Source organism: Lentzea kentuckyensis, assembly GCF_002150765.1.
In the GTDB taxonomy this organism is placed as follows: Bacteria; Actinomycetota; Actinomycetes; order Mycobacteriales; family Pseudonocardiaceae; genus Lentzea; species Lentzea kentuckyensis.
Genome location: NZ_MUYM01000024.1, coordinates 1 through 20,929, shown reverse-complemented (window position 1 = coordinate 20,929; position 20,929 = coordinate 1). Strand labels below are relative to the sequence as shown.

The 20,929-nt window shown below is 67.1% G+C and carries 18 protein-coding genes and 2 tRNA genes; 7 read left to right on the top strand and 13 right to left on the bottom strand.

From position 1 onward, the window contains the following. Positions 1-92 precede the first annotated feature (92 nt). The 4 genes from B0F77_RS14090 to B0F77_RS14075 are packed head-to-tail and all read left to right on the top strand — an operon-like array spanning position 93 to position 3,078. Positions 93-599, top strand: coding sequence for an HIT family protein (locus tag B0F77_RS14090; protein WP_158102687.1), 507 nt, complete (start codon positions 93-95; stop codon positions 597-599). Next, the gene (gene thiL, locus B0F77_RS14085; protein ID WP_245848127.1) at positions 596-1,648 is read left to right on the top strand and encodes a thiamine-phosphate kinase; all 1,053 of its coding nucleotides are present in this window, start codon (positions 596-598) and stop codon (positions 1,646-1,648) included. The genes B0F77_RS14090 and thiL overlap by 4 nt, the downstream gene beginning before the upstream one ends. 3 nt (positions 1,649-1,651) lie before the next feature. Next, positions 1,652-2,419 carry a hypothetical protein gene (locus B0F77_RS14080; protein WP_086663334.1) on the top strand — a complete coding sequence of 256 codons (768 nt, stop codon included), beginning with the start codon at positions 1,652-1,654 and terminating at the stop codon, positions 2,417-2,419. A gap of 26 nt (positions 2,420-2,445) precedes the next feature. Further along, the gene (locus B0F77_RS14075; RefSeq protein ID WP_143466718.1) at positions 2,446-3,078 is read left to right on the top strand and encodes a class I SAM-dependent methyltransferase; all 633 of its coding nucleotides are present in this window, start codon (positions 2,446-2,448) and stop codon (positions 3,076-3,078) included. On the opposite strand, the gene B0F77_RS14070 is transcribed toward B0F77_RS14075, so the two are convergent. The 9 genes from B0F77_RS14070 to B0F77_RS14030 all read right to left on the bottom strand — a co-directional run bounded on the left by B0F77_RS14070 (position 3,026) and on the right by B0F77_RS14030 (position 10,454). Next, positions 3,026-3,568 (bottom strand): HIT family protein, encoded by a 543-nt coding sequence (locus B0F77_RS14070; RefSeq protein WP_245848115.1) that lies wholly within the window; start codon positions 3,566-3,568, stop codon positions 3,026-3,028. The genes B0F77_RS14075 and B0F77_RS14070 overlap by 53 nt on opposite strands. A gap of 64 nt (positions 3,569-3,632) precedes the next feature. Beyond that, positions 3,633-4,352 carry a (d)CMP kinase gene (cmk, locus tag B0F77_RS14065; protein WP_086663331.1) on the bottom strand — a complete coding sequence of 240 codons (720 nt, stop codon included), beginning with the start codon at positions 4,350-4,352 and terminating at the stop codon, positions 3,633-3,635. A 423-nt stretch (positions 4,353-4,775) separates the two neighbouring features. Continuing rightward, a tRNA-Arg gene (locus B0F77_RS14060) sits at positions 4,776-4,851 on the bottom strand. A 41-nt stretch (positions 4,852-4,892) separates the two neighbouring features. After that, positions 4,893-4,982 (bottom strand) — tRNA-Ser (locus B0F77_RS14055). 155 nt (positions 4,983-5,137) lie between these two features. Next, the gene (locus B0F77_RS14050; protein ID WP_086663330.1) at positions 5,138-7,081 is read right to left on the bottom strand and encodes an acetoacetate--CoA ligase; all 1,944 of its coding nucleotides are present in this window, start codon (positions 7,079-7,081) and stop codon (positions 5,138-5,140) included. A 75-nt stretch (positions 7,082-7,156) separates the two neighbouring features. Then, positions 7,157-7,912 carry an ESX secretion-associated protein EspG gene (locus tag B0F77_RS14045; RefSeq protein ID WP_086663329.1) on the bottom strand — a complete coding sequence of 252 codons (756 nt, stop codon included), beginning with the start codon at positions 7,910-7,912 and terminating at the stop codon, positions 7,157-7,159. Continuing rightward, on the bottom strand, positions 7,909-9,129 hold the full coding sequence (locus B0F77_RS50520; protein WP_086663328.1) for a PPE domain-containing protein: 1,221 nt from the start codon (positions 9,127-9,129) through the stop codon (positions 7,909-7,911). Before B0F77_RS50520 ends, B0F77_RS14045 begins: the two co-directional genes overlap by 4 nt. Continuing rightward, a complete protein-coding gene (locus B0F77_RS14035) occupies positions 9,126-9,599 on the bottom strand; it encodes a hypothetical protein (RefSeq protein WP_143466717.1) in 474 nt (157 codons plus the stop codon). Before B0F77_RS14035 ends, B0F77_RS50520 begins: the two co-directional genes overlap by 4 nt. A gap of 213 nt (positions 9,600-9,812) precedes the next feature. Beyond that, positions 9,813-10,454, bottom strand: a complete 642-nt coding sequence (locus tag B0F77_RS14030) for a dienelactone hydrolase family protein (RefSeq protein WP_086663326.1) — start codon at positions 10,452-10,454, stop codon at positions 9,813-9,815. 74 nt (positions 10,455-10,528) lie between these two features. On the opposite strand from B0F77_RS14030, the gene hisC reads away from it, so the two are divergent. Further along, positions 10,529-11,596 (top strand): histidinol-phosphate transaminase, encoded by a 1,068-nt coding sequence (gene hisC, locus B0F77_RS14025; protein ID WP_086663325.1) that lies wholly within the window; start codon positions 10,529-10,531, stop codon positions 11,594-11,596. On the opposite strand, the gene B0F77_RS14020 is transcribed toward hisC, so the two are convergent. From B0F77_RS14020 to B0F77_RS14005, 4 genes are all read right to left on the bottom strand, one after another. Then, positions 11,586-12,335 (bottom strand): sulfite exporter TauE/SafE family protein, encoded by a 750-nt coding sequence (locus B0F77_RS14020; RefSeq protein ID WP_086663324.1) that lies wholly within the window; start codon positions 12,333-12,335, stop codon positions 11,586-11,588. The genes hisC and B0F77_RS14020 overlap by 11 nt on opposite strands. A gap of 174 nt (positions 12,336-12,509) precedes the next feature. Then, a complete protein-coding gene (locus B0F77_RS14015; RefSeq protein ID WP_086663323.1) occupies positions 12,510-14,270 on the bottom strand; it encodes an SdrD B-like domain-containing protein in 1,761 nt (586 codons plus the stop codon). Further along, a complete protein-coding gene (locus B0F77_RS14010) occupies positions 14,270-17,407 on the bottom strand; it encodes an SdrD B-like domain-containing protein (protein ID WP_086663322.1) in 3,138 nt (1,045 codons plus the stop codon). Before B0F77_RS14010 ends, B0F77_RS14015 begins: the two co-directional genes overlap by 1 nt. Before the next feature lie 28 nt (positions 17,408-17,435). Next, complete coding sequence (locus tag B0F77_RS14005) at positions 17,436-20,048, bottom strand: SdrD B-like domain-containing protein (protein ID WP_086663321.1); 2,613 nt, start codon at positions 20,046-20,048, stop codon at positions 17,436-17,438. Between the two features lie 255 nt (positions 20,049-20,303). Between B0F77_RS14005 and B0F77_RS14000 the strand changes: the two genes are divergently transcribed. Both B0F77_RS14000 and B0F77_RS13995 read left to right on the top strand, forming a co-directional pair. Beyond that, complete coding sequence (locus B0F77_RS14000) at positions 20,304-20,735, top strand: helix-turn-helix transcriptional regulator (protein ID WP_211293785.1); 432 nt, start codon at positions 20,304-20,306, stop codon at positions 20,733-20,735. A gap of 10 nt (positions 20,736-20,745) precedes the next feature. Then, on the top strand, positions 20,746-20,929 hold a 184-nt coding region (locus tag B0F77_RS13995; RefSeq protein ID WP_211293784.1), incomplete at its 3' end, for a VOC family protein.

The window sequence follows — 20,929 nt, the reverse complement described above, 5'->3', positions numbered from 1 at the left end:
CGTCGTTCAGCCGGTTCTACGAAGGAGATCCGCCACATCGGCGAGCTTGGTCCACAGCGAACTTCGAAGTTCTAGCGGACATGTCACCTTTGATGACCGGTCATCTCCTACTGCTCCCCCGCAAGCACTACTTGTCGTTCGCCCAGGTGCTCGCCGATCACCCCGACGAAACCGAAGAACTGCTGAGCGACATCACCGAGGTCTACCGCACCACCTTCGGCGAGCCGCTGATCTTGGAACACGGATCCGGCGTCGACGAGGAGAGTCAAGCCTGCATCACGCACGCCCACCTGCACCTCCTCCCCGCTGACGCCTCGGCCGTGGACAGCCTGCTGATCCGTGACGAGCTCTCGTACGTCGACCTCGACTCGATCACCGAACTGCGCAGATCGCCGTGGCCCGAATCCACCTACTTCCTGCGCCACCACCGCGGACACAGCCGGGTCTACCTGCCGAACGGAAACCAGAAACGGCAATACCTCAGGTCTGTTGTCGGCAGCACCCTCGACATTCCCGACCCCGAATGGGACTACGCAGTGGTGGTTCGCAAGGACCTTCTCCGCAGAACCATGCAACTGGTCGAAAGCTGGTCACGATGAGATCCGACGAACCCACCCGCCTGGCGAACATCATCGCGGACCTCTTCCACGACCAGAGCGCAATGGCCGAGCAGATCGCAGTGGACGAGTGCAGCACGGTCCGGCTCGTCGCCGGAGCGGACGCCCAGGACGACTGCGCGGTGTTCCGCATGAGCGGGAACCATGAACTAGTGGTGGGCTCCGATTACGTCCGCGGCCCGAAGTTTCGCCTCTACGAAATGGGCCACCTGAGCGATTACCACCTCGGCTACTACCTGGTCGCCGCAAACGTGAGCGATATCGCGGCGATGGGCGCCCACCCCATCGGTCTGCTGTCGATCGTGCGCTATCCGGCTGACATGAGCGACGACGCGTTCAAGAGCATCATGCAAGGCATCAAGGACGCCTGCGCACGGTTCCATTGTCCCAACATCGGCGGTGACATCGGAAGCGCCGAGAGGCTGATCCTTTCCGCAACGGCCCTCGGCACCTGCGCACGCGGAGACACGCTGTTCCGCAGCGGCGCCAAGCCCGGCGACCTGGTCTGCCTCACCGCACCGACCGGATACGCCGGAGCCGCGATGGAGTACCTGCGGGCGAGGAAGCCGAACCCGGCCATCAACGACCTGTACCTGGAACAACTGCTGGACAGCTGGCGACACCCCAGCGCACGAGTCGACGAGGGAATCAAGCTCGCCGCCAGCAAGCGTGTGACGTCCTGCCAGGACACGTCCGACGGGTTGAAGGCGACCGTCGAGTGCATCGCGTCGGCCAGCGGCGTTGGGATCACCGTGTTCGAGGACTCCGTGCCGCTCCCTGAGTCCGTCGTCGCGGTCGCCCAGCACCTGGAACTGGACCCGCTCGGGCTCGTCTTCGGCGACTCCGTCGACTTCGAACTCACCTTCACCGCGCCGCCCGACGCCGTCGACCAACTGAGGAATCAGCTGTCGCTGCACGTCATCGGCGAGGTCAACGACGGCGGCGAGGTGCTGCTGCGGAGGTCTGACGGCCGCGAGTCGGCGTTGCCCGGCAAGGCGTGGAGACACGCACCTGAGGCAGCAGGCAGGTAGCGGGTGAAGCAGGTCACGGCCAAAGCGCTGGACCGGTCGACGCTACTGGTCGCCACGCTGGGTCTCGCTGCCAAGGCCTACGACGTGCCTTCCAGACAGCTTTGGGACTCGCTCGTCCAGGGCCGCGGGTACATATCGCTGGTACTGCTCACCGTGGCAGGTGTGTTCGGCGCGCTGACCCCGTTCGAGAACTACCACAACCGCTCGGTACTCGATCGCAACGTGTTGATACGCCGCAGGATCCTGGCGGGCTTCGGACAGATGCTCGAGATCAGCAGTCGGGTTCAGCCACCTCTCGGCACTGGCGACCTGGCCATGCACATCTGGCAGAGGAAAAGGACACTCCGCCACCCCGTGAGCGGGGTGCTGGTCAGAGTGAGCACCTATCGGATGTCCGTCCACCCCGCGAACCGGGGGTTCTCTCCGAAGAAGGGGGTCGGAGTCATCGGGCTCTGCTGGCAGCACAACAAAGAGGTCTTCTTCAACGCCGCTCCATTGATCGAGAAGCTGCAGACCGAGCAGGACTTCGATGAGCACGTCGAGGAGCACGGCGCCGCGTCGGTCATGAACCTCAAGTGGAACAAGTTCCGCGAGTTCAGCCATCGGACTGCACTGCTCGCCACCCCGATTCGCAACGGACGCAGCAGGTTCATCGGATGCGTCAGCGTCGATGCGAGCCGTGGCTTCGAGGTCCTGAACTGCCACCCGTTGATTGAGGAGATGACCGAGCTCGGTCTGGCGATCGGTCGGGAGAACTTCGAGTGCACCTAAAGGATCCGCGGCTGGTCGCGATCACGGTGGCGACCAGGCAGGCGTACGACGAGGACGCTGCCGACTACGCAAGCAAGACCGACCAGCTCGACTACTTTCCCGGACTGAAGGAGGAGCTGGAGAGGTTCCGCGCGATGCTGCCGGACGGATATGTGCTCGACCTGGGCTGTGGCGCCGGTCGGGACAGCCGGCACCTCGTGGCACAAGGGCGCCTTGTGATCAGCGGAGATCTGAGCATCGAGCTCCTGCGGATCACCAGGAGAATGGCGAACACGCCGGTTGTGCAACTCGACCTGCTGTCGATGCCCTTCGGTGACGGCGCGTTCGCAGGTGTGTGGGCGTCCGGGAGCCTGCTGCACATGCCCAGCTCCGCTCACCCACATGCCTTCGGCGAAATCCACCGGGTGCTGGCTGATGGCGGAGCAGTGGCGATCAGTCTGCGCGTCGGCGACTGGGAAGGTTGGCGCAAGGGCGTGCGCATGAACCGCAATCGGTGGTTCACCCTGCGCCAACCCGATCACGTCGTGCGGGAGATGACGTCCGCCGGTTTCAGCTCGGTGCGATGGAAGCTTTGCGGACGTGGCGACTGGTTCATCGTCGAGGCGGTCAGGGCTTCAGTGCCCACTTGTCCGGATGAGCGCCCGGCAGAATCTGCCTGATGCCGCCGCGAGGATCTTCGACGTCGCCCTCGTACCTCGGGATGAGGTGGATGTGGAGATGATCGATCGTCCGGCCGGCGGCGGTGCCGTCGTTGACTCCGATCGTGTACGCGGCGGGGCTGAACTCGTCGTCGATCTTCTTCCGCGCGTCCTGCATGAGCTCGTAGGCCTCGGCGATCTCCGTCGCCGTCAAGTCGAAGAACGATTCGACGTGCCGGCGCGGCACCACTTCGACGTGCCCCTTGGAAACCGGGAAGTTGTCCCGCCGGACGACAAAGCTGAAACTTTCGATCAGGATGTCGTTCAGGGAGCTGTCGTCCAGCTTGCAGAACAGGCAATCAGCCGGACCGTCCGATCTGACTCCGGCACCCTCTCCTTCGACTAGCTTCCCCATAACGCCCCTTTTCTCACGCGCCGTCACCATCAACCACCCCTCGGAAGCGGATGGACAACGTAGCGCGAAAACCATCGAGTGCGATTCGGAGTCCACCGTTCGAGTGTGTGAAGTTGTGATCTTGCTCGAACAACTGCTAGCACGTCACCGTCGTTTGGGATCATGAAAATGTTACGCTTCTACTCTCGCACACAGAACCCATCTGGCGAAGCACTTCTTTGAGCGTGAGATACGTCGTATCAATGGTCACTGCGTCATCTGCGGGCATGAGCGGTGAAACCGCCCTGGACATGTCGGCTCGGTCGCGGCGAATGACGTCCTTGAGCACGTCCTCATAAGAGCCTCGCCGCTCTTGATCCAGACGCCGCCGTGCCCGCACCTCCGGGCTCGCGGTCAGGTAGAACTTGACCGGGGCGGACGGAAACACCACGGTGCCGATGTCGCGGCCCTCGATGATGCACCTCCGCTGCCGCGTCGCCCACAGGCGCACCAGCTGCGTCACCCGCTTGCGCAGCTCTGCGATCCGCGCGACGTCCGACACCGCGACGTTGACCGAGGGAGACCGGAGATCAGCGCCCTGATACTTCTCGGAAGTAAGCAGGTCTTGATCGCGACTCTCTTCCAGCAACTGGTCACACAAGGCCACCAGATTTCCCTGATCGACCGTCGGGACGCCGCGCTGCAGGGCTTCAAAAGCAATTACCCGGTAAGTCCGACCGCTTTCGAGATAGCCGAGTTTGAACCGTTCAGCCAGAGCCACACAGGTCGTGGTCTTCCCGGCAGCCGCTGGGCCGTCCACTGCCACAACGACAGGCTTCACCCAATCGAGCGAAGATATTTCCTGCGGCTCCATTGGCTCGCCTGGAGCTTTCAAGTCCATACAGCAAGATAGCACGATCTTCTTGACAGCTGTATGACACCCAAGTATCGAAGGGCCCCGCGTGTCGCGTATTCCCTTTCGCTCAGATCAGCCACTTGACGCATATCCCCAGGTCAAAGTGGCCAAACCCGCGGTTGTGCAGCAACGACCGTGAAGCTTCACCATTACAACAATTCTTGACCTAATGGAATTTATGTCCAATTCTTGGTCATGCTCTCATAAAACTGTTATCTCCACAGCACCTCGAGCCACAACGTGAACTTCCGCCCCTTACGAACCATGCACCACACGGCCGCACCCAGGCCACCCGCACGGCGGGCACCACTGGTCACGTGACACTGGCCACACCGGACTTGCAGCAGAGGGCGGCCGAGTCGCGAAAAACCCCAAGGGCCCTGCAAGAAATATGCAGGGCCCTTGGTCTGGCGCGCTCGACAGGATTCGAACCTGTAACCTTCTGATCCGTAGTCAGATGCTCTATCCGTTGAGCTACGAGCGCAGGTATTCAATTATAACCGATCCTCAAGAGGCTCGGCCTTGCGGAGGCTCCGGGATTTGAACCCGGGATGGGGGGTTACCCCAAACCGCATTAGCAGTGCGGCGCCATAGACCAGACTAGGCGAAGCCTCCCGGGACCATCCTTGGCCACGACGCATAGGTTACACAGGTCCCCAACCGAGTTGCAAAACGCCCCCCTCTAACCCCAGAACGTGCTGGTCAGGGCACGTCTGGAGGGGTCGAGAGGGGCGTTAAACCGCAGTTCACGCGAGCAGGAGTGACCTAGATCATCCCGAAGCGAGTTCCAGGAACGGTTGGAGGGACTCGGGATTGCGCAGCGCGCCACGGGAGACGGCTCGGTCCACGTCCATGCCGGCGAGGATCTTCTTGACCGGCACCTCGCACTTCTTGCCGTTTAGCGTCCTGGGGATCTCGGCCACGGCGACGAAGCGGTTCGGGACGTGGCGGGGGGACAAGGACGAGCGCAGTTCCTTGCGCAGCAGTGGTTCCACGTCAGCCAGCTCGACGCCGTCCAGCACCACGAAGCAGAGCAGTTCGCCCTCGGAGACACCGGAGGTGTCGATCACGAGCGAGTCGACGACGCCGGGGACGGACTCGACCACGCGGTAGAACTCCGAGGTGCCCATGCGGACGCCACCGCGGTTCAGGGTCGAGTCGGAGCGGCCGTAGATCACGGCCGACGCGCGTGGGGTGATGCGGATCCAGTCGCCGTGGCGCCAGATCCCGGGGTAGGTGTCGAAGTACGCGTCGCGCAGGCGGGAGCCGTCGGCGTCGCCCCAGAAGAAGACCGGCATGGACGGCATGGGCTTCGTGATCACGAGTTCGCCCACGGCGTCGTCCAGAACAGCGCCGGCCTCGTCGAAGGCGTAGACGGCGGCGCCCAGTGCTCGGCAGGAGAGTTCGCCGAGCCAGACCGGGCGGTCCGGGGAGGCGGCCACGAAGGCCGTGCAGAGGTCGGTGCCGCCGGAGACCGAGGCGATCTGGACGTCCTTGCCGACGGCCGAGGCGATCCAGCGGAAGCCTTCCGGGGTCAGGGGGGCGCCGGTGGAGCCGACGACGCGCAGGCCCGTCAGGTCGTAGCGGGAGGACGGGTCGATGCCTTCCTTCAGACACGACTGGACGTACGGGGCCGAGGTGCCGAAGTAGGTGACGCGGTGTTGTTCGGCCAAGTGCCACAACGTGTTCAGCGACGGGTACGCAGGGCTGCCGTCGTACAGGACGATGGTGGTGCCCGTCAGCAGGCCGCCGACCAGGTAGTTCCACATCATCCAGCCGGTGGTGGTGAACCAGAAGAAACGATCGCCGGGGCCCAGGTCGCTGTGCAGGCCGATCATCTTCAGGTGTTCCAGGACGATGCCGCCGTGGCCCTGGACGATGCCCTTGGGCAAGCCCGTGGTGCCGGACGAGTAGAGCACCCAGAGCGGGTGATCGAACGGCACGGGCGTGAACTCCAGCGGAGCGCCCGCGAACGAGTCGAGCAACGCCGAGAACGACTCCGTGTCCGGCAGGGAGGAGCCGTTGTCCAGGTAGTCGATCAGCACGGTCGCGCGCAGCGTCGGGATCTGCGAGCGGATCTCCTCGACTACCGGGCGGCAGTCGAAGGACCGTCCGTTGTAGACGTAGCCGGAGACGGCGACGAAGACGGTCGGCGAGATCTGGGTGAAGCGGTCGGCGACGGCTCTGGCGCCGAAGTCCGGGGAGCAGGACGACCAGGTGGCGCCGAGCGAGGCGGCCGCCAGGAAGGCGATGAGGGCTTCGGGGGCGTTCGGGACGAGTGCGACCACCCGGTCGCCCTGGGAGACGCCCAGGGAGGCCAACGCGGCCCGGAAAGCTGCCACGCGGGAACGCAGCGTGCCGAACGTCAAAGAAGAGGCCACACCGTCTTCGCGATGGAAGATCACGGCCAGGTCGTCGTCACCGCCGTGCCGGAGGGCGTGTTCGGCGTAGTTCAACGTAGAACCCGGGAACCACTCGGCGCCCGGCATCTCCGCGGAGCCCAGCACCCGCTCGTACGGCGAGTGGAAGCGGACGTCGAAGTACGAAGCTATGGCGCCCCAGAACCCCTCGAGGTCGGAGACGGACCACTCCCACAGCGACTCGTAGTCGGGGAAGTCGTGGCCGCGCTCGGAGAGCCACGACCTGAAGGCGGTCATCCCGTTGTCCCTCGTGGGGTCCGGGCGCCACAGCAGTTCGACGTCGGTGTCGGTCATGCCCCATGTCTAACTGAGGCACAACCGAACGTCCATGTGTGATTGGCGGACATGGCGTCCACCAACAGTGTGGAACTATCCCGCCGCGAGCAGTTCGTCGACGGCGCTGGTCAGCCGGGGCGCGTCGGCGGGGGCCAGCACGAGCCAGCCGTCCTGCTTGCGGAGCAGATAGCGGCCCTCACGCGTGTCCAGCCACGACACCGAACGGCCGGTCGGCCGCGGCACCCCGTCGCGGTTGCGGGCGGTGAGGCCCAGTTCGCCGCCGCCGATCCGGGACGTCACGATGCGCATCAGGGCGTGCGCCTCGGGTTCACGGATGCCGGCGTCGCGCAGCACGTCCAGGAACGCCTGCTTGCCGTCCTGTTCGCCCGCCTTGCCCGCTCGCACGTAGTCGTCCCAGCGCACGTTCACGGCACGGCCGCTGCCAGGTGCGAGGCCTGGCAACGATGACACCGTGGCCGAGGCCAGCGATGTCGGGCGGAACGCGTACAGGTGCACGTTGTCGTTCACGCGCGCGGCGAAGGCCCCGCTCCAGCCCGCGCAGGCGATGCCGCGGGCCAGTTCGGTGCCCTTGAAGTACGCGATCTCCAGCGCGCGGTCGAACTCGCCGAGGCCGGCGATCAACGCGCGCAGATCGGGGTCGGGCCGGTGCACGGTGCCCAGCCGGCGGGCGTGCAACGTCTGCGAGCTTGCTTCGACGAGACGCTGCCGCGCCGCTCGGGTGCCTCCCACGTGGGGAGTCCCGAGCGGCACGACGCGGTCCTCGCCGTGCACGGCTTGCCAGAGCAGGAAGAACTCCTGCGAGCTCACCGTGAACTGTCTTTCGCTCACTGGCCGATCACCGGCGGGGCGGCCTTGCGGTCCAAGCCGAAGACGTTGTCGTCCTCTTCCAGGTAACTCGCGCTCTTGTGCTCACGCTCGTCGTTGTTGCCGCCCTGACCCGCGGCGGGCGCGCCGGCCATCGGCGCACCACCCATCGCGAGCGGGTTCTGGAACGCCTTGGTCTGGCCGCCGGTCGCCGACGAGGCAGCGGCCGCCGCGGCACCCGCACCGCGCGACACCTCGTTCACGCCCGCCGCACCACCCGCGGCACCGGGGCCGCCGGCACCACCACCGCCACCGGCCTGGTTGCCGGAGTTGGTCGCGAAGGGGCGCGCCATGCCGAAGCTGCCGCCGAGACCACCGCCGCCGCCACGTCCACCACCAGAACCACCGCCGTAGCGCGAGGAGGCGTTCGTGGTGCCGCGGTTCTGGCCTGCTGCGGGGTTGGTCGTCGCGACCGGGGCTCCGGTACCACCGCCGACACCGGTCTCCGGAGTCGTCGGGGTACGGCCGCCACCCAGCTCGGGGCCGGTCGGCGTCGGGTTGATCGGGTTCACCGGCGGGGTGAACTGCTGCGGCACGGTCTGGTCGACCGCGGCCGAGTTGCGCTGGAACGCCGCCATCACGTCCGCCGCGAGGCGGTGCGAGGCGTCGTTGGCCGCGAGGGTCTCGACCGGGCTGCTGCCGATGGTCTCGAAGCCGCTGAACTCACCGGGCTGCGTCGCGACCAGGCGCGGCTCCCGCAGGGTCTCCACACCGAACATGTCAGCTGACCGATCCGAGAACGTCAGCCGGTCCCGCAGCACGGCCGGCTCGGTCGGCACCGGCGCGGCGGGTGCCTCGGGAGGCGGCGGCATCGCGGCACGGGCGGCCTCGACGTTGTTGGTCTCCGTCGTGATCGCGGCCGACACCTTGTGCGCGTAGTTCGCGGTGTCGTCGACCCAGTTGGTGACCTCGGTCAAGCCGTTGCGCGCCAGCCTGGCGGACTCGCTGTCCCAGCCGACCGTCGAGTCCTCGACGGCCTTGAGCAGGTTCGACCGCACGCCGGCGATCTCCTCGCCGATCTTCTGCCAGTTCGTCGCGGCGGCGAGGGCACCGTCGAGGTTCACGCCCGTGTGCACCATGTCGTAGAGCTGCTTGTGCGTGTACGTCATCCAGTCGTACGGCTCGTACGGATCGCTGTGGTCGTACTTGCCGTCGTTGCCCTTGTTGTCGTTGCCGCTCACCAGGACCCCCCGGCGTTCTTCATGGCCTTCTCGGATTCTTCGTCGGCGGCGCGGATGCTGTCGCGGTTGCGGCTCAACGCGTTGCTGATGTCGTCGAGGACCTTGAACAGATCGAGCAACGCCTTCGCGGCACCTGAGTCCTCACCTACGGCGAGGTCGGCGAACCGTGCACTGATCGCCTTGGCGACCGGGTTCTCGCCCAGCTGCAGCGGTTTCGCCAGCTGGTCGGTCGCGCGCCGCCACAGGTCGTTCACCTGGTCGCGCGCGGCATCGACCGCCTTGATCAACGCGTCCGCCGCGTCCACGTCGAGCGTCAGCTTCCCGCTGTCCGCCGCCTGGTCGAGCTTGGCCGCGGCGTGACTGGCCTCCGCCTTGTCGACCAGCATCTGCTGCTGGAGAACAGGTTTCACCGCCGCCAGCTGCTCAGCGGTGATCGGCGCGGTGACCGACGCCGAGACGTCAGGAGTCACCACTGGAGTCTCCGCTGGCGGCGGCGCGCCCGTGCCTGTCGTCGTCGGTGTGCCAGTTGTCCCCGTGCCTTCAGCCATCCCTCATAACCCCCTGCACTGCTAACTCGTCACCGCAGCACTGGGCGTTACTCACAGCTACACCCAGTCAGCCGTCCGAAGCACTCCTTAGATGTACCTGGACGACGGTTCGGTTCCAATCCGCCGTAAAGACTCTTACCTCATGTGAGCGTCGAACCAGTTCAACGCACGAGCCCATGCTTCGTCACTGGAAACGTCGAAACGGACCACATCCGACGCGGTTTCGGAGCTGATCACCGCATCCCGCAGCTTGCTCACTTCTTCCGAGTCGTCGTCGCGGTAGATGCCCAGCCAGGGGCAGGTCAGGTCGCCGGCGACGTCCACCAGCGCGGGCAGCCCGTCGGACAGCGGCTCCAGAATTCCGGGGCCCTGCACGGTGACGGCGGCGCCGATCGTGCGGCTCGCGGCGACCACCATCGCGACGGTGCCGCCGGTGTCGAACCCGACGACGCCCATCCGGTCGGCGCTGACGCCCTGCTGTCCCAGCCAGACGAACGCGACATCGGTGTCAGCCAGAAGACGGTCACCCGAAAGTTTGCTGACCTGGTCCCTGATGTCGTCGCCGTGCACGCGGTCCTCGTCGTAGAGATGCGGTGCGATGACGAGCCAGCCCTCGTCGGCCAGGCTGCTGGCGAGCGTCCGCACACCCGCGGTCATGCCACGAGCCTCGTGCAGCACCACCAGTCCGCCCCGGACGGCGGAGTCGGGTTCGGCGATCGTCACCCGCAGCTCACGGCCGTCGGTGAGGGAAAGCGTCTCGATGCGGGTACTGGTCATGTCTAACCCTCGCACGTCAGGGTGAACTCCAGTCAACGTGACCAATCGGACGGAGCAATGCGAGGATCGGGTGCATGACCGTGCGAACCCGTGCTGACCTGGCGTCACTGCCGTCCTACGTGCCCGGCAGGACCATCCCCGGCGCCATCAAGCTCGCGAGCAACGAGGTGTCCGCCGGACCGCTCCCGAGCGTCGTCAAGGCGATCGCCGAAGCGGCCACCGGCATCAACCGGTACCCCGATTCGGGTTGTACCGAACTCACCGGGCGGCTGGCCGACAAGCTCGGCGTCCCCGCCGACCACCTGGCCATCGGCTGCGGCTCGGTGACGCTGTGCCAGCAGTTGGTCCAGGCGACCTGCACCGAGAACGACGAGGTGCTGTTCGCGTGGCGGTCGTTCGAGGCCTACCCGATCGTCGTCCACGTCGCCGGCGCCAAGCAGGTCCGCGTGCCGCTGACCTCCGAGCACGTGCACGACCTGGACGCGATGGCCGCGGCGATCACGCCTCAGACGCGCATGGTGTTCGTCTGCAACCCGAACAACCCGACCGGCACCGCGCTGCGCACCGAGGAGATCGAGGCGTTCATCGCGAAGGTGCCGCGCGACGTGCTCGTGGTGATCGACGAGGCCTACAAGGAGTTCGTCGACGACGCGCACGTCCCGGACGGCGTCGAGCTGGCGAAGCAGCAGTGGGCCGCCGGCCGCGACAACGTGGCGGTGCTCCGGACGTTCTCCAAGGCGTACGGCCTGGCGGGCCTGCGGATCGGTTACGCGGTCGCGCAGCCGCAGGTCGCCGAGGCGCTGCGAAAGGTCTACGTGCCGTTCAGCGTCAACGCGCTCGCGCAGGTGGCCGCGATGGCCTCGCTGGACGCCGAGGACGAGCTGATGGTCCGCTGCCGCGCGATCGTCGCCGAGCGCACCCGCGTGCGCGGCGAACTCCTCGCGATGGGCTACGAGGTGCCGGAGACCCAGGCGAACTTCGTGTGGCTGCCGCTGGGCGAGCGCACGGCCGCGTTCAACGAGCACTGCTTGGCGCACAAGGTGGTCGTGCGCGCGTTCGTGGGTGAGGGCACCCGCGTGACGATCGGCGAGCCGGAGGAGAACGACGCTTTCCTCGCAGCCGCCCGCGCGTTCACTTCATGAGCAGCTGAACGATCGCCGCGACTCCCACCACCACGATGACGCCGCGCAACACGGCAGGTGGGAGTTTGCGGCCGATCTTGGCCCCGATCTGGCCGCCGACGACGGACCCGACGGCCAGTAGCAGCACGGCCAGCCACGCCACGTCGGCGATGAAGATGAACATGACGCCGGCGACCAGGTTCACGAACGCGGTCAGCAGGTTCTTCAGCGCGTTCATCCGCTGCAGGTGCTCGTTGACGAGCACGCCCATGATCCCCATGACCAGCACACCCTGCGCGGCGCCGAAGTAGCCGCCGTAGATGCCCGCGGCGAAGACCCCGAGCCACAGCAGCACGCCGCCGTCGCCGTTGCCGCGCTTGTGCGAGAGCTTGCGGTTGAGCCAGGGCTGGATCACGACGAGGACCAGCGCGATGACGATCAGCACCGGCACGATCGCCTTGAAGGCCTTGTCCGGCAACGTCACCAGCAGGATCGCGCCGACGATCCCGCCGAGGATCGAGGCCGGCAGCAGCTTGGCGATGCGGGACTTCTGCCCCTTCAGCTCCTCGCGATAACCCCACGCGCCGGACAGCGAGCCGGGCACGAGGCCGAGGCTGTTGGACACGTTCGCGACTACGGGTGGGTAACCGACGGCGAGCAACACGGGGAACGTCACGAGCGTGCCGCTGCCGACGACGGTGTTGATGCCGCCTGCGAACACACCCGCGATGACCACCGCGATCGCTTCCCAGACCGTCATGTCACCCCCAGGTACCCAATGGTTAGCGACGCTAACACTCCACTCGGGACAGCGAAGTGTGTCGCTGACTACAACAGGCCCGGCACTCAGGGTGAGTGCCGGGCCTGTTCTTGGATCTTCAGTTATGCGATCTGACGCCTGCGGCGGAGTGTTGCCGCCACCGGCGGCAGGCGGCTACGTGACGGGCAGGACGATGAAGTCGTTGTTCCACTGCGAGCCGGCGTAGACCCGCACGTGACCGCCGTACTCGCCCTCGAACTTCCACGGCCCGTCGACCTGGGCCCACCAGTCACCGGCGGGAACGCGGTCGAAACGCACGTTGCCTTTGTCGTCCGAGACCGTCTCGGCGACGTCGACGTCCTGCTCGCGGTCGTGCAGCGCGATCCGGGTGTTGCCGATGGCCTCGCCCTCGTCGAGCATCCAGTTGCCGTTGCGATCGTGGTAGAGCTTGCCGGTCAGCGCCCCGAACCCACCGGGAACGCGGGCGGTGTCGGACGCCTCGGCGGCGTCGGTGTTCCAGCCGGCGTTCGGTGCGAAGCCACAGGATGCGATGACCCTGCCGTAACCGAACGCGGCCTGCGGCACCTTCTCGGTGGCGATGAACGTCCTGGTCTCACCGGCGCCGACGGTCACGCCCTTGCCGGGTGGAATCAGCTCGCCCCAGCCCGTGGCGGGACCGTTGCCCGGCGAGCCGCCGAGCTGGTTGTCGTCGCCGATGCGGTTGCACCAGGCCTGGATTTTGCTGAGCGGGCGATCACCCGAGTTCGTCAGCGTGATCGTGATCCTGGCTTCCTCACCGACCTGGTAGACGTCCTTGTCGAGCGTCAGCGTCGCGCTGAGCGACTCGGTGTACGGACGCTCGGCGCGCGCGGTCAGCGAGACCGGTGCGCCCGGCTGCACGCGGACCTTCGAGTCCGTGCCGTTCGAGTGCACGACCCAGCCGTCCGCGAAGGTGTAGCCGACGTAGTAGTCACCCGACGACAGGTCCTTGAACGAGTAACGGCCGTCCGCGTCCGTGGTGGCCTTGAAGTAGCCGTACGGCACACCGCCGTTGGCCTCGACCACGACACCCGCGGCGGCCTCGCCGGCGTCCTGCTGTCCGTTGCGGTTCCTGTCGATGTAGGCGACTCCCGAGATGTCGCCCTTGGTCTGCACAACGGTGAACTCGCCCGAGAGTCCGCACTGGCACGGGTTCGGCCGGCCGTCCCACTCGATGATGGTCGACGGCCGCACCTTGCCGTTCGAGATGTCGCGGATCGGACCGGAAACCTGGAACGTGCGCGACTCCCCGGAGGCCAGCTCGATGCCGGCAGCGCGCCAGCCGAAGTCGCCCCACTGCTCTTCAGCGGTCTCCACGGCGAACAGCGACCCCATCAGCTTGGCGTGCTGAGCGGTCTGACCACCGATGTTGGTGACGGTCGCGGTCATGCGGACCGTCTCGTGCGACTCGTAGCTCGACTTCTCGAACTTCAGCGAGCCGCGCAGGTCGGCGGCGGACGTTCCCGGCTCCATGAAGTAGACGGCGCCACCACCTGTGTCGGACTCCGGGACGTACACCGGCATGCCGCCCTGCGGAATGTCACCACTGCGCCGCAACTTCCAGGCGGTGTCGAACACACCCCAGTACTGCCCGGCCGGAATCCCGGTGAACACGATCTTGCCGTCCGGTCCGCTCACGAAGTCGGCGGCCTTGGTGCCGGTGGCCTGGTTCAGCACCGCCACCTTGAGACCGGCGATCTCCTCTCCGGGGTCGTCCGACGAGTCGCCGTCCTTGTCGTGGACGAACTTGACCGTGAACTTGCCGGCGGCGGCCTTGGGCGTCTCGACCGGGTCGTCCTGTGCGAACGCGGCGGACGTGCCGCCGAACGCCAGGACGACAGCGGTGGCCAAGGCGCCGACTCCGAGCAGGGCGCGTGGTGATGTTCTGCTGCTCATCAGGCCGACCTGCGGCGAGCGGCGGCGCCGGCACCGATGCCGAACGCGAACAGCAGGCCGCCCAGGACAGCGATGCCGAGCAGGCCGGCACCGGTTTTGGCGAGCACGACCTCCGGCGTGGCCGGAGGAGCGGCGGGAGGAGCGGCGGGCGGGCGAGGACCATCGGGCCCTGGCCGCACGCCTGGATCCGTCACCGGCGCCAGCTCGACCGGCACCACGTGGTCCGCCACGTAGTCGGTGTAGACCCGCGCGTAGATGGAGGTCACCGGCTCCGGATCGCCGCCGGGGTACCGGACCTGGGCGAGGCGGTACTTGCCGACGACCTTGAGGTCGTAGCGGCCGACCGGCATGCCAGGCAGCGAGAACTTGCCGTCCGCACCGGACTTCACGCGGGCCGCCTCGGCACCGGTGAAGGGGTCGATGACCACGATCTCGACACCTTCGACGCCGTCACCCTCGTACGGCCACTCGCCGTCCGTGTCGTGCAGCGCGGTGCCCTTCAGCTCGCCGACGCCGCTGAGCAGCCGCGCGGTGTCACTCGCCGTCACGAAGGTGTTCTGCGGGTGCGCCTCCGGGTTGCCGAACCTGCACCAGGCGTCGAAGTCACCCTCGATGCCCGTCCTGGCCGCGGCCTCGCCGACCGTGACCGTGTAGGTCCCACCCGGCGCGATCGAGACACCGGACTGGCTGTAGCGCAGGTCGCCCCAGCTCGTGTCGTTCCCGAGCGGGTAGACGCAGTACGCGCGGACGCCGGTGAGCTGCTTCGAACCGGTGTTGGTCAGGGTCACCGCGATACCGGCGCGGTCACCTGGTGCGTAGGCGTCGCGGTCCAGGACCATCTTCGCGGTCAGCGACTCGCTGAGGGGCCGTACCGCCCTGCGTTCCAGCTGCAGGTCCGTGCCGTCGGCAATGGTCCAGTAGTCGAACCAGTTGCCCGCCGGAAGCATGACCTCCCAGCCGTCCGGCAGCGAGTACGACGTGGAGTACACGTCCGCGGGCAGGTCGCGGAAGGAGAACCTGCCTTCGGCGTCCGTCGTCGTCCTGCGGTTGAAGTTCGGATCCTTCTGGCTGTACAGGAAGATCTGCACGCCGGGCAGTTCCTCGCCCGGATCGCGATCGCCGTCGTCGTTGCGGTCGGCGTAGAAGACACCGCTCACGTGGCCCTGACCGCCGGAGATGGTGGCCCGCGCGGTGAACATGTTGTTGCTCAGGTTCGCGTCGCCACCGAGGGAGTAGAGAATGCCTTCGAGGCGGAGGGCAGGTCCCTGCGGCTTGGCGGCGAACTCGAACGTCCTGGTCTCACCGGGACGCACGCTCACCGACCCTCGGTAGGAGCTGAGCTCGCCCCAGCGCGGCTCGTCGAGCAGCGCGCGGCTCTTGAGGTACTCGTCGTGGTACGGCTCGCTGACGTAGACGCCGGACGCGATCGCGTCGCCCTTGTTGGTGATGCTGACGAGAACCTTGACCGGCTCACCGAGCTGGTAGGACGGCTTGTCGAAGCGGACGTCGGCGGCGAGGTCGGCCTTCGCGGGGACCACGAAGATCACCGCATTGCCCGCGGTCTCGGTGACGTCGACGTCGACGTGCGTGGCACCGTTCGCAAGCTTCCAGTCACCGGCGATCTCACCGCGGTACCTGCCGAGCGGCAGGTCGATGAACTCGACGTTCGCCCCGTACCGCAGGCCGATGTGCTTGCCGGCGGCATCGGTCAGGATGAAGTTCGACGTCCACGCCCACTCACCGTCGTCGACCCGGCCGTTGCCGTTCGCGTCGTGCGCCACGGTGGCCTTCCACCGTCCGACGGCGTCCTGGACCCTGGCGCTGTCGTGCCCGCGCGGGCCGCTGGCGTCGTAGGAGGCGTTCGGCTCGAAGTCGCAGTCCACCACGACCTCACCGCGCTCGCGGGCGGCTGGGGGCACGATCTCCTCGACCGTGATCGTCCTGGTCTCGCCGGCGTCGACGGTGAAGCCGCCGCTGCCGGGGGCGATGTTGCGCAGCATCAGGTGGTTCGGGTCGCCGACGCGGTTGCAGCCCGCCTCGATCCCGCTGACGTCGCGAGTGCCGGTGTTGGTGATCACGACCGTGACCTTCGCGGTCTCGCCCGCGCGGTACTGGTCCTTGTCGAGCGAGACGCTCGCGCGCAGCACGTCCGACCACGGTCGTTCCGCGAGAGCGGTGACCTCGGTGGTGGTGTTCGGCTGCACGAAGTACTGGGTGCCGGCCTGGCTGCGCACGACCCAGCCGTTCGGCAACTGGAAGTAGGCGGAGTAGCCGCCGGCGGGCACGTTCTCGAAGGAGAACCTGCCTTCCCCGTCGGTCACGCCCTGCCTGCTGCCGGCCGTGGTGCCGTTGCTGATCTCGACGATGCCGCCGGCGATCTGCTCACCGCTGTCGTACGTGCCGTTGCCGTTCTGGTCGCCGAAGACACGGCCTGAGAGGTTGCCGTAGGCCTGCGTGACGGGAACGGTCGCGTAGAAGGTGTTGTTGCTCGTGTCGGTGTCCGCGTCGGTCGTCGTGACGGAGCCCGTGAAGATGGCTTTGCCGTCAGTGAGCTCGCCGAACGTCCCGTAGAGCTCGAGGGAGCGGGACTGGCCGGGCGGGAGGGTGATACCGGGACCGTTCCAACCGAGGTCGCCGTACGAGGCGGAGTTGACCCGCACCCCGAACGGCTGGAAGGCGAGCTTCACTCCGTGCGCGACCGCGGTGCCCTTGTTCTCGACCGTCAGCGACAGCCACACGGGCTCGTGCGACTGGTAGCTCGGCTGCTGGAACCGCACGGTCGCCGCGATGTCGGCCTGCTCGTCGCCAGTCGTCTTCCGCTGTTCGAGCTTCGGCTGCTGCGGTTGAGGCTTCGGCTGAGGTGTCTGTGCGGGGGGCTGGTCGGGTTGTGGCGCCGGGGCCGAGGTCGGCTCGGGCGTGGTGGACGGCGTGGGTTGCGTGGACGACGGCGGTTCACTCGGCGTCGGCTCTGTGGACGACGACGGCGGCGGCGTCACCGTTTCCGTCGGCGTGGGAGTGCTCGTCGTTGGCTCGGTTTCCTGCGCGAGCGCGCTGGCCGTGCCACCGAACGCGAGCAGGGCGGCGGTGGCCAGCGCGGTGAATCTGAGCAGGCCTCTTCCGGTGGATCTCTCTGACATCAGTACCCCAGTGACAAGTGCGAATGGATCAAGAAGTCCTGCGACGGCCGGCGAGGCGAGCGCCGAAGCCGAACGCGACGAGGAGCACGGCGACCACGCCGAGCCCGAGCACGCTGGCGCCGGTCCTGGCGAGCGCACCCCCAGTGCCGCTGCCACCAGGCAGCTGTTCGTCCTGGTGGCCGTTGTCACCGCCACTCGGCGGTGCGGGCGCCGGACCTGGCACCACGAAGAACGAGGTCCGTTGCAGCTGGTCGGCCGTGATCATGTGGTGGCCGCCCCACTCGCCCTCGGACTTCCACGGTCCGTCGACCACCGACCAGTAGTCGCCGGCCGGGACGCCGTCGAAGCGCACGTTCCCCTCGGCGTCCGAGACCGTCTCGGCGACGATCCCGCCGTACTCGCGGTCGGTCATCAGGAACACCCTGGTGTTGCCGATGGCCTCGCCGGGGTCCACGACGAAGTTCTTGTTGCGGTCGTAGGCGAGCGGACCCGCCAGGGAGCCCACCCCGACGCCGGAGAGGGCCGCCCAGTCGTAGCCGACCACGGTGTCGTCGTTCCACCCGGCCCACGGCGCGAAGTCGCACCGCACGTTCACCCGGTTGAGCCACCGCGCGGTCGCGGGCACCTTCTCCTTGACGACGATCGTCTTCGTCTCACCGGCGGCGAGCGTCACGCCCTTCTCGCGCAGATCGCCCCAGCCCTCGGCCATCGGCCAGCCGCTGCCGAGCTCGTTGCCGTTGCCCGCCCTGTCACACGCGGCGATGATGCGGCCGACCTCGTAGGCCGCCCGGTTCGACAGGGTGATGGTGATCTTGGCTTCCTCACCGACCGCGTAGATCGACTTGTCGAGCACGATCGTCGCCTTGAGCGCCTCGGTGTACGGACGTTCCGCGCGTGCGGTGAGCTGCACGGGTGCGCCGGGTGTCACGCGGGTCTCCGGGGCGTCGCCCTCGCTGTGCACGACCCATCCGTCGGCCAGCGTGTAGCCGACCCAGTAGGTGCCGGACGGGATGTTCTTGAAGGAGTACCGGCCGCCGGCGTCCGTCGTGGTCTTGACGTAGCCGTACGGTGCGCCGCCGTTCGCCTCCACCAGGACGTCCGCGGCTTCCTCTCCGGGGTCCTGCTGCTTGTTGTGGTTGCGGTCGATGTAGACCACGCCGCCCAGGTCGCCGTTGGTCTGCACGACCTCGGCCTCGGCGGAGTAGCCCCTGTTGCCCGGATTCGGCACGCCGAGGTAGTCCACCATCCCCCAGAGCTGCAGCTTGCCGTTGGGGAAGTTGCGGATCTTCCCCGAGAAGCTGAAGGTGCGGGTCTCCCCCGCGGCGATCCGCACACCGGGACCGCTCTGACCGACGTCGCCCCACTGACGTCCGTCGATGTCGAGGTCGTAGAACGAGCCCATCAGCCTGAACAGCTCGGCGGTCTTGCCACCGGTGTTCGTGGTGGTCACGTCGACGCGGACGATCTCGTGGGACCCGTAGCGCGGCTTGTCGAGCTTCATGGTGGTGGTCAGGGACGGGGGCGAGGCGTACTTCAGGAACTTGTCGCTCGCGCCGCCCTGGTCGGTGATCTGCACCAGTTGCTGGCTATCGTCGGTGAACCCCCACGACCCGAGGAGCACCGCCCGGTACTCACCGGCCTTCAGCCCGGTGAACACGACCTTGCCGTCCGCTCCACTGGTGCGTTCGGCGATCTGGGCGCCGACCTTCGGGTCCAGCAGCACGACCTGCGCGCCGCTGACGGTCTCGTCGGCGTCGATGCGCTGGTTCGCGTTCTTGTCCTGGCCGAGCACCATCGCGTAGTTGATGCCGCCGATCACCTTCGCCTGGGCGAACACCGACGGTCCGTCGGTGTTCCAGTGGCTGTTCGGCGCGAAGGCGCAGTCGAGCGTGGCGACGCCCTCGGTGAGCGCGCCCTGCGGCACCTTCTCGGGAACCGTGAACGTGCGCGTCTGTCCGGGCTCCAGCGAAAGCGGGAACTGCAGGTACCACTCCGAGCTGTTGCCGAGTGCGTTCTGCTTGTTCGCGCGGTTGCACTGTGCGCCGATGTGGGCGATCCGGCGGTCGGTGTTGTTGGTGAAGGTAGCCGTGATCTTCACGAAGCCGGGGTACTCGTAGCTGTCGCGGTCGAGCGACGCGCTCACCTTGAACTGCTCGGAGTAGGGCCGTTCCGCGCGTGCCGCGATCTGCGTCGTGGCGTTCGCGGTGACCGTGATCATGTCGCCGTTGATGTCGGCCCGGTGCACTTTCCAGCCGTCCGGCAGTTCGTAGAACGGGTTGTACGTGCCGGGCGCGACCCCGGCGAAGCCGAACTTGCCGTCCGCGTCACTGGTCGTCTCGTGCCGGGTGCTGCCGTAGAGGCTGATCTTGCCGCCGGAGATCGCCTCGCCGGGATCCTGCTGCCCGTTGGCGTTCTTGTCGGCGTAGAGGACACCGGTCACGTTGTTCGGCGCCTGCTGCTGCGCTGGCTGCGGCGCCGGCTGCGGCGCCGGTTCGCTCGTGGGCGGAGTGCTCGACGGCGGCGGCGCGGGCGTTTCGACCGGCGCCGGCGTCGTGGTCTCGGTGGGTGCCGACGGTGTGCTCGTCGGGTCGTCTTGCGCGAACGCGGCGGTGCTGAACACGAGCGCCGCAGCGGTGGTCAACGCACCGATTCTGAGCGCAGCACTGAACGATCTACCTGACAACGGATCCCCCAAAAAGACCCCGAGATGATGTCGTCTGCCGACGTCAGAGCCCCCGCACGCGCCCGCAAGACGTCCGAAAAGTACCTCAGCCCACGTGTTCGCGGAAGCGTCAGATCGGTCACGAAAATGCGTACAAGATTTTCGTCGTATCAGGGCAACCGGCGGGGTTGGAAAAGCGTGAGCATCGCGGGGAGGACTGTGCCCGCGGGTGGCATGCTGTTGTTCGTGACGCCGGAGGACCTAGCGCACCTGCGCCGGGCGCGTGACCTGATGGACCGCGAGTACGCCAGGCCGCTGGACGTGCCCGCCATGGCCCGCGCCGCCCTGATGTCGCCGGCGCACTTCTCCCGCCAGTTCCGCGCGGCGTACGGCGAGACCCCGTACGGCTACCTGATGACCCGGCGGATCGAGCGCGCCAAAGCGTTGCTGCGCCTGGGAACCATGTCGGTCACCGAGGTCTGCGTGGAGGTCGGCTGCACGTCCCTGGGCTCGTTCTCCGCCCGGTTCACCTCTCTGGTGGGCGAGACCCCCTCCGCCTACCGCGCCCGAACCCATGACGCTCTGGCGGCGGTGCCGGGATGTCAGTTGAAGGGCCTGACGAGACCGAGCAGGTTTGGAGAAGCGTCGCGCGGGCGGCGTACCTAGGGTTTTGCACATGAAGCTCTCGCACACGTTCCTCTTCGTCCACGACCAGGACGCCGCCCTTTCGTTCTACCGCGACGTCGTCGGCCTCGAAGTCCGCACCGACGAGAAGGTCGAGGACTACCGCTGGCTCACCGTCGGTCCCGCCGACCAACCGGACATCGAGATCGGCCTGTCGTTGATCGGCCCGCCCGTCC

What these genes read in the sequence shown, in the direction of transcription:
- B0F77_RS14090 (WP_158102687.1), top strand. Translation starts at nt 93, where the DNA reads ATGACCGGTCATCTCCTACTGCTCCCCCGCAAGCACTACTTGTCGTTC.
- thiL (WP_245848127.1), top strand. Translation starts at nt 596, where the DNA reads ATGAGATCCGACGAACCCACCCGCCTGGCGAACATCATCGCGGACCTC.
- cmk (WP_086663331.1), bottom strand. Translation starts at nt 4,352, where the DNA reads ATGGACTTGAAAGCTCCAGGCGAGCCAATGGAGCCGCAGGAAATATCT.
- B0F77_RS14050 (WP_086663330.1), bottom strand. Translation starts at nt 7,081, where the DNA reads ATGACCGACACCGACGTCGAACTGCTGTGGCGCCCGGACCCCACGAGG.
- B0F77_RS14030 (WP_086663326.1), bottom strand. Translation starts at nt 10,454, where the DNA reads ATGACCAGTACCCGCATCGAGACGCTTTCCCTCACCGACGGCCGTGAG.
- hisC (WP_086663325.1), top strand. Translation starts at nt 10,529, where the DNA reads ATGACCGTGCGAACCCGTGCTGACCTGGCGTCACTGCCGTCCTACGTG.
- B0F77_RS14020 (WP_086663324.1), bottom strand. Translation starts at nt 12,335, where the DNA reads ATGACGGTCTGGGAAGCGATCGCGGTGGTCATCGCGGGTGTGTTCGCA.
- B0F77_RS14015 (WP_086663323.1), bottom strand. Translation starts at nt 14,270, where the DNA reads ATGAGCAGCAGAACATCACCACGCGCCCTGCTCGGAGTCGGCGCCTTG.
- B0F77_RS14010 (WP_086663322.1), bottom strand. Translation starts at nt 17,407, where the DNA reads ATGTCAGAGAGATCCACCGGAAGAGGCCTGCTCAGATTCACCGCGCTG.
- B0F77_RS14000 (WP_211293785.1), top strand. Translation starts at nt 20,304, where the DNA reads ATGCTGTTGTTCGTGACGCCGGAGGACCTAGCGCACCTGCGCCGGGCG.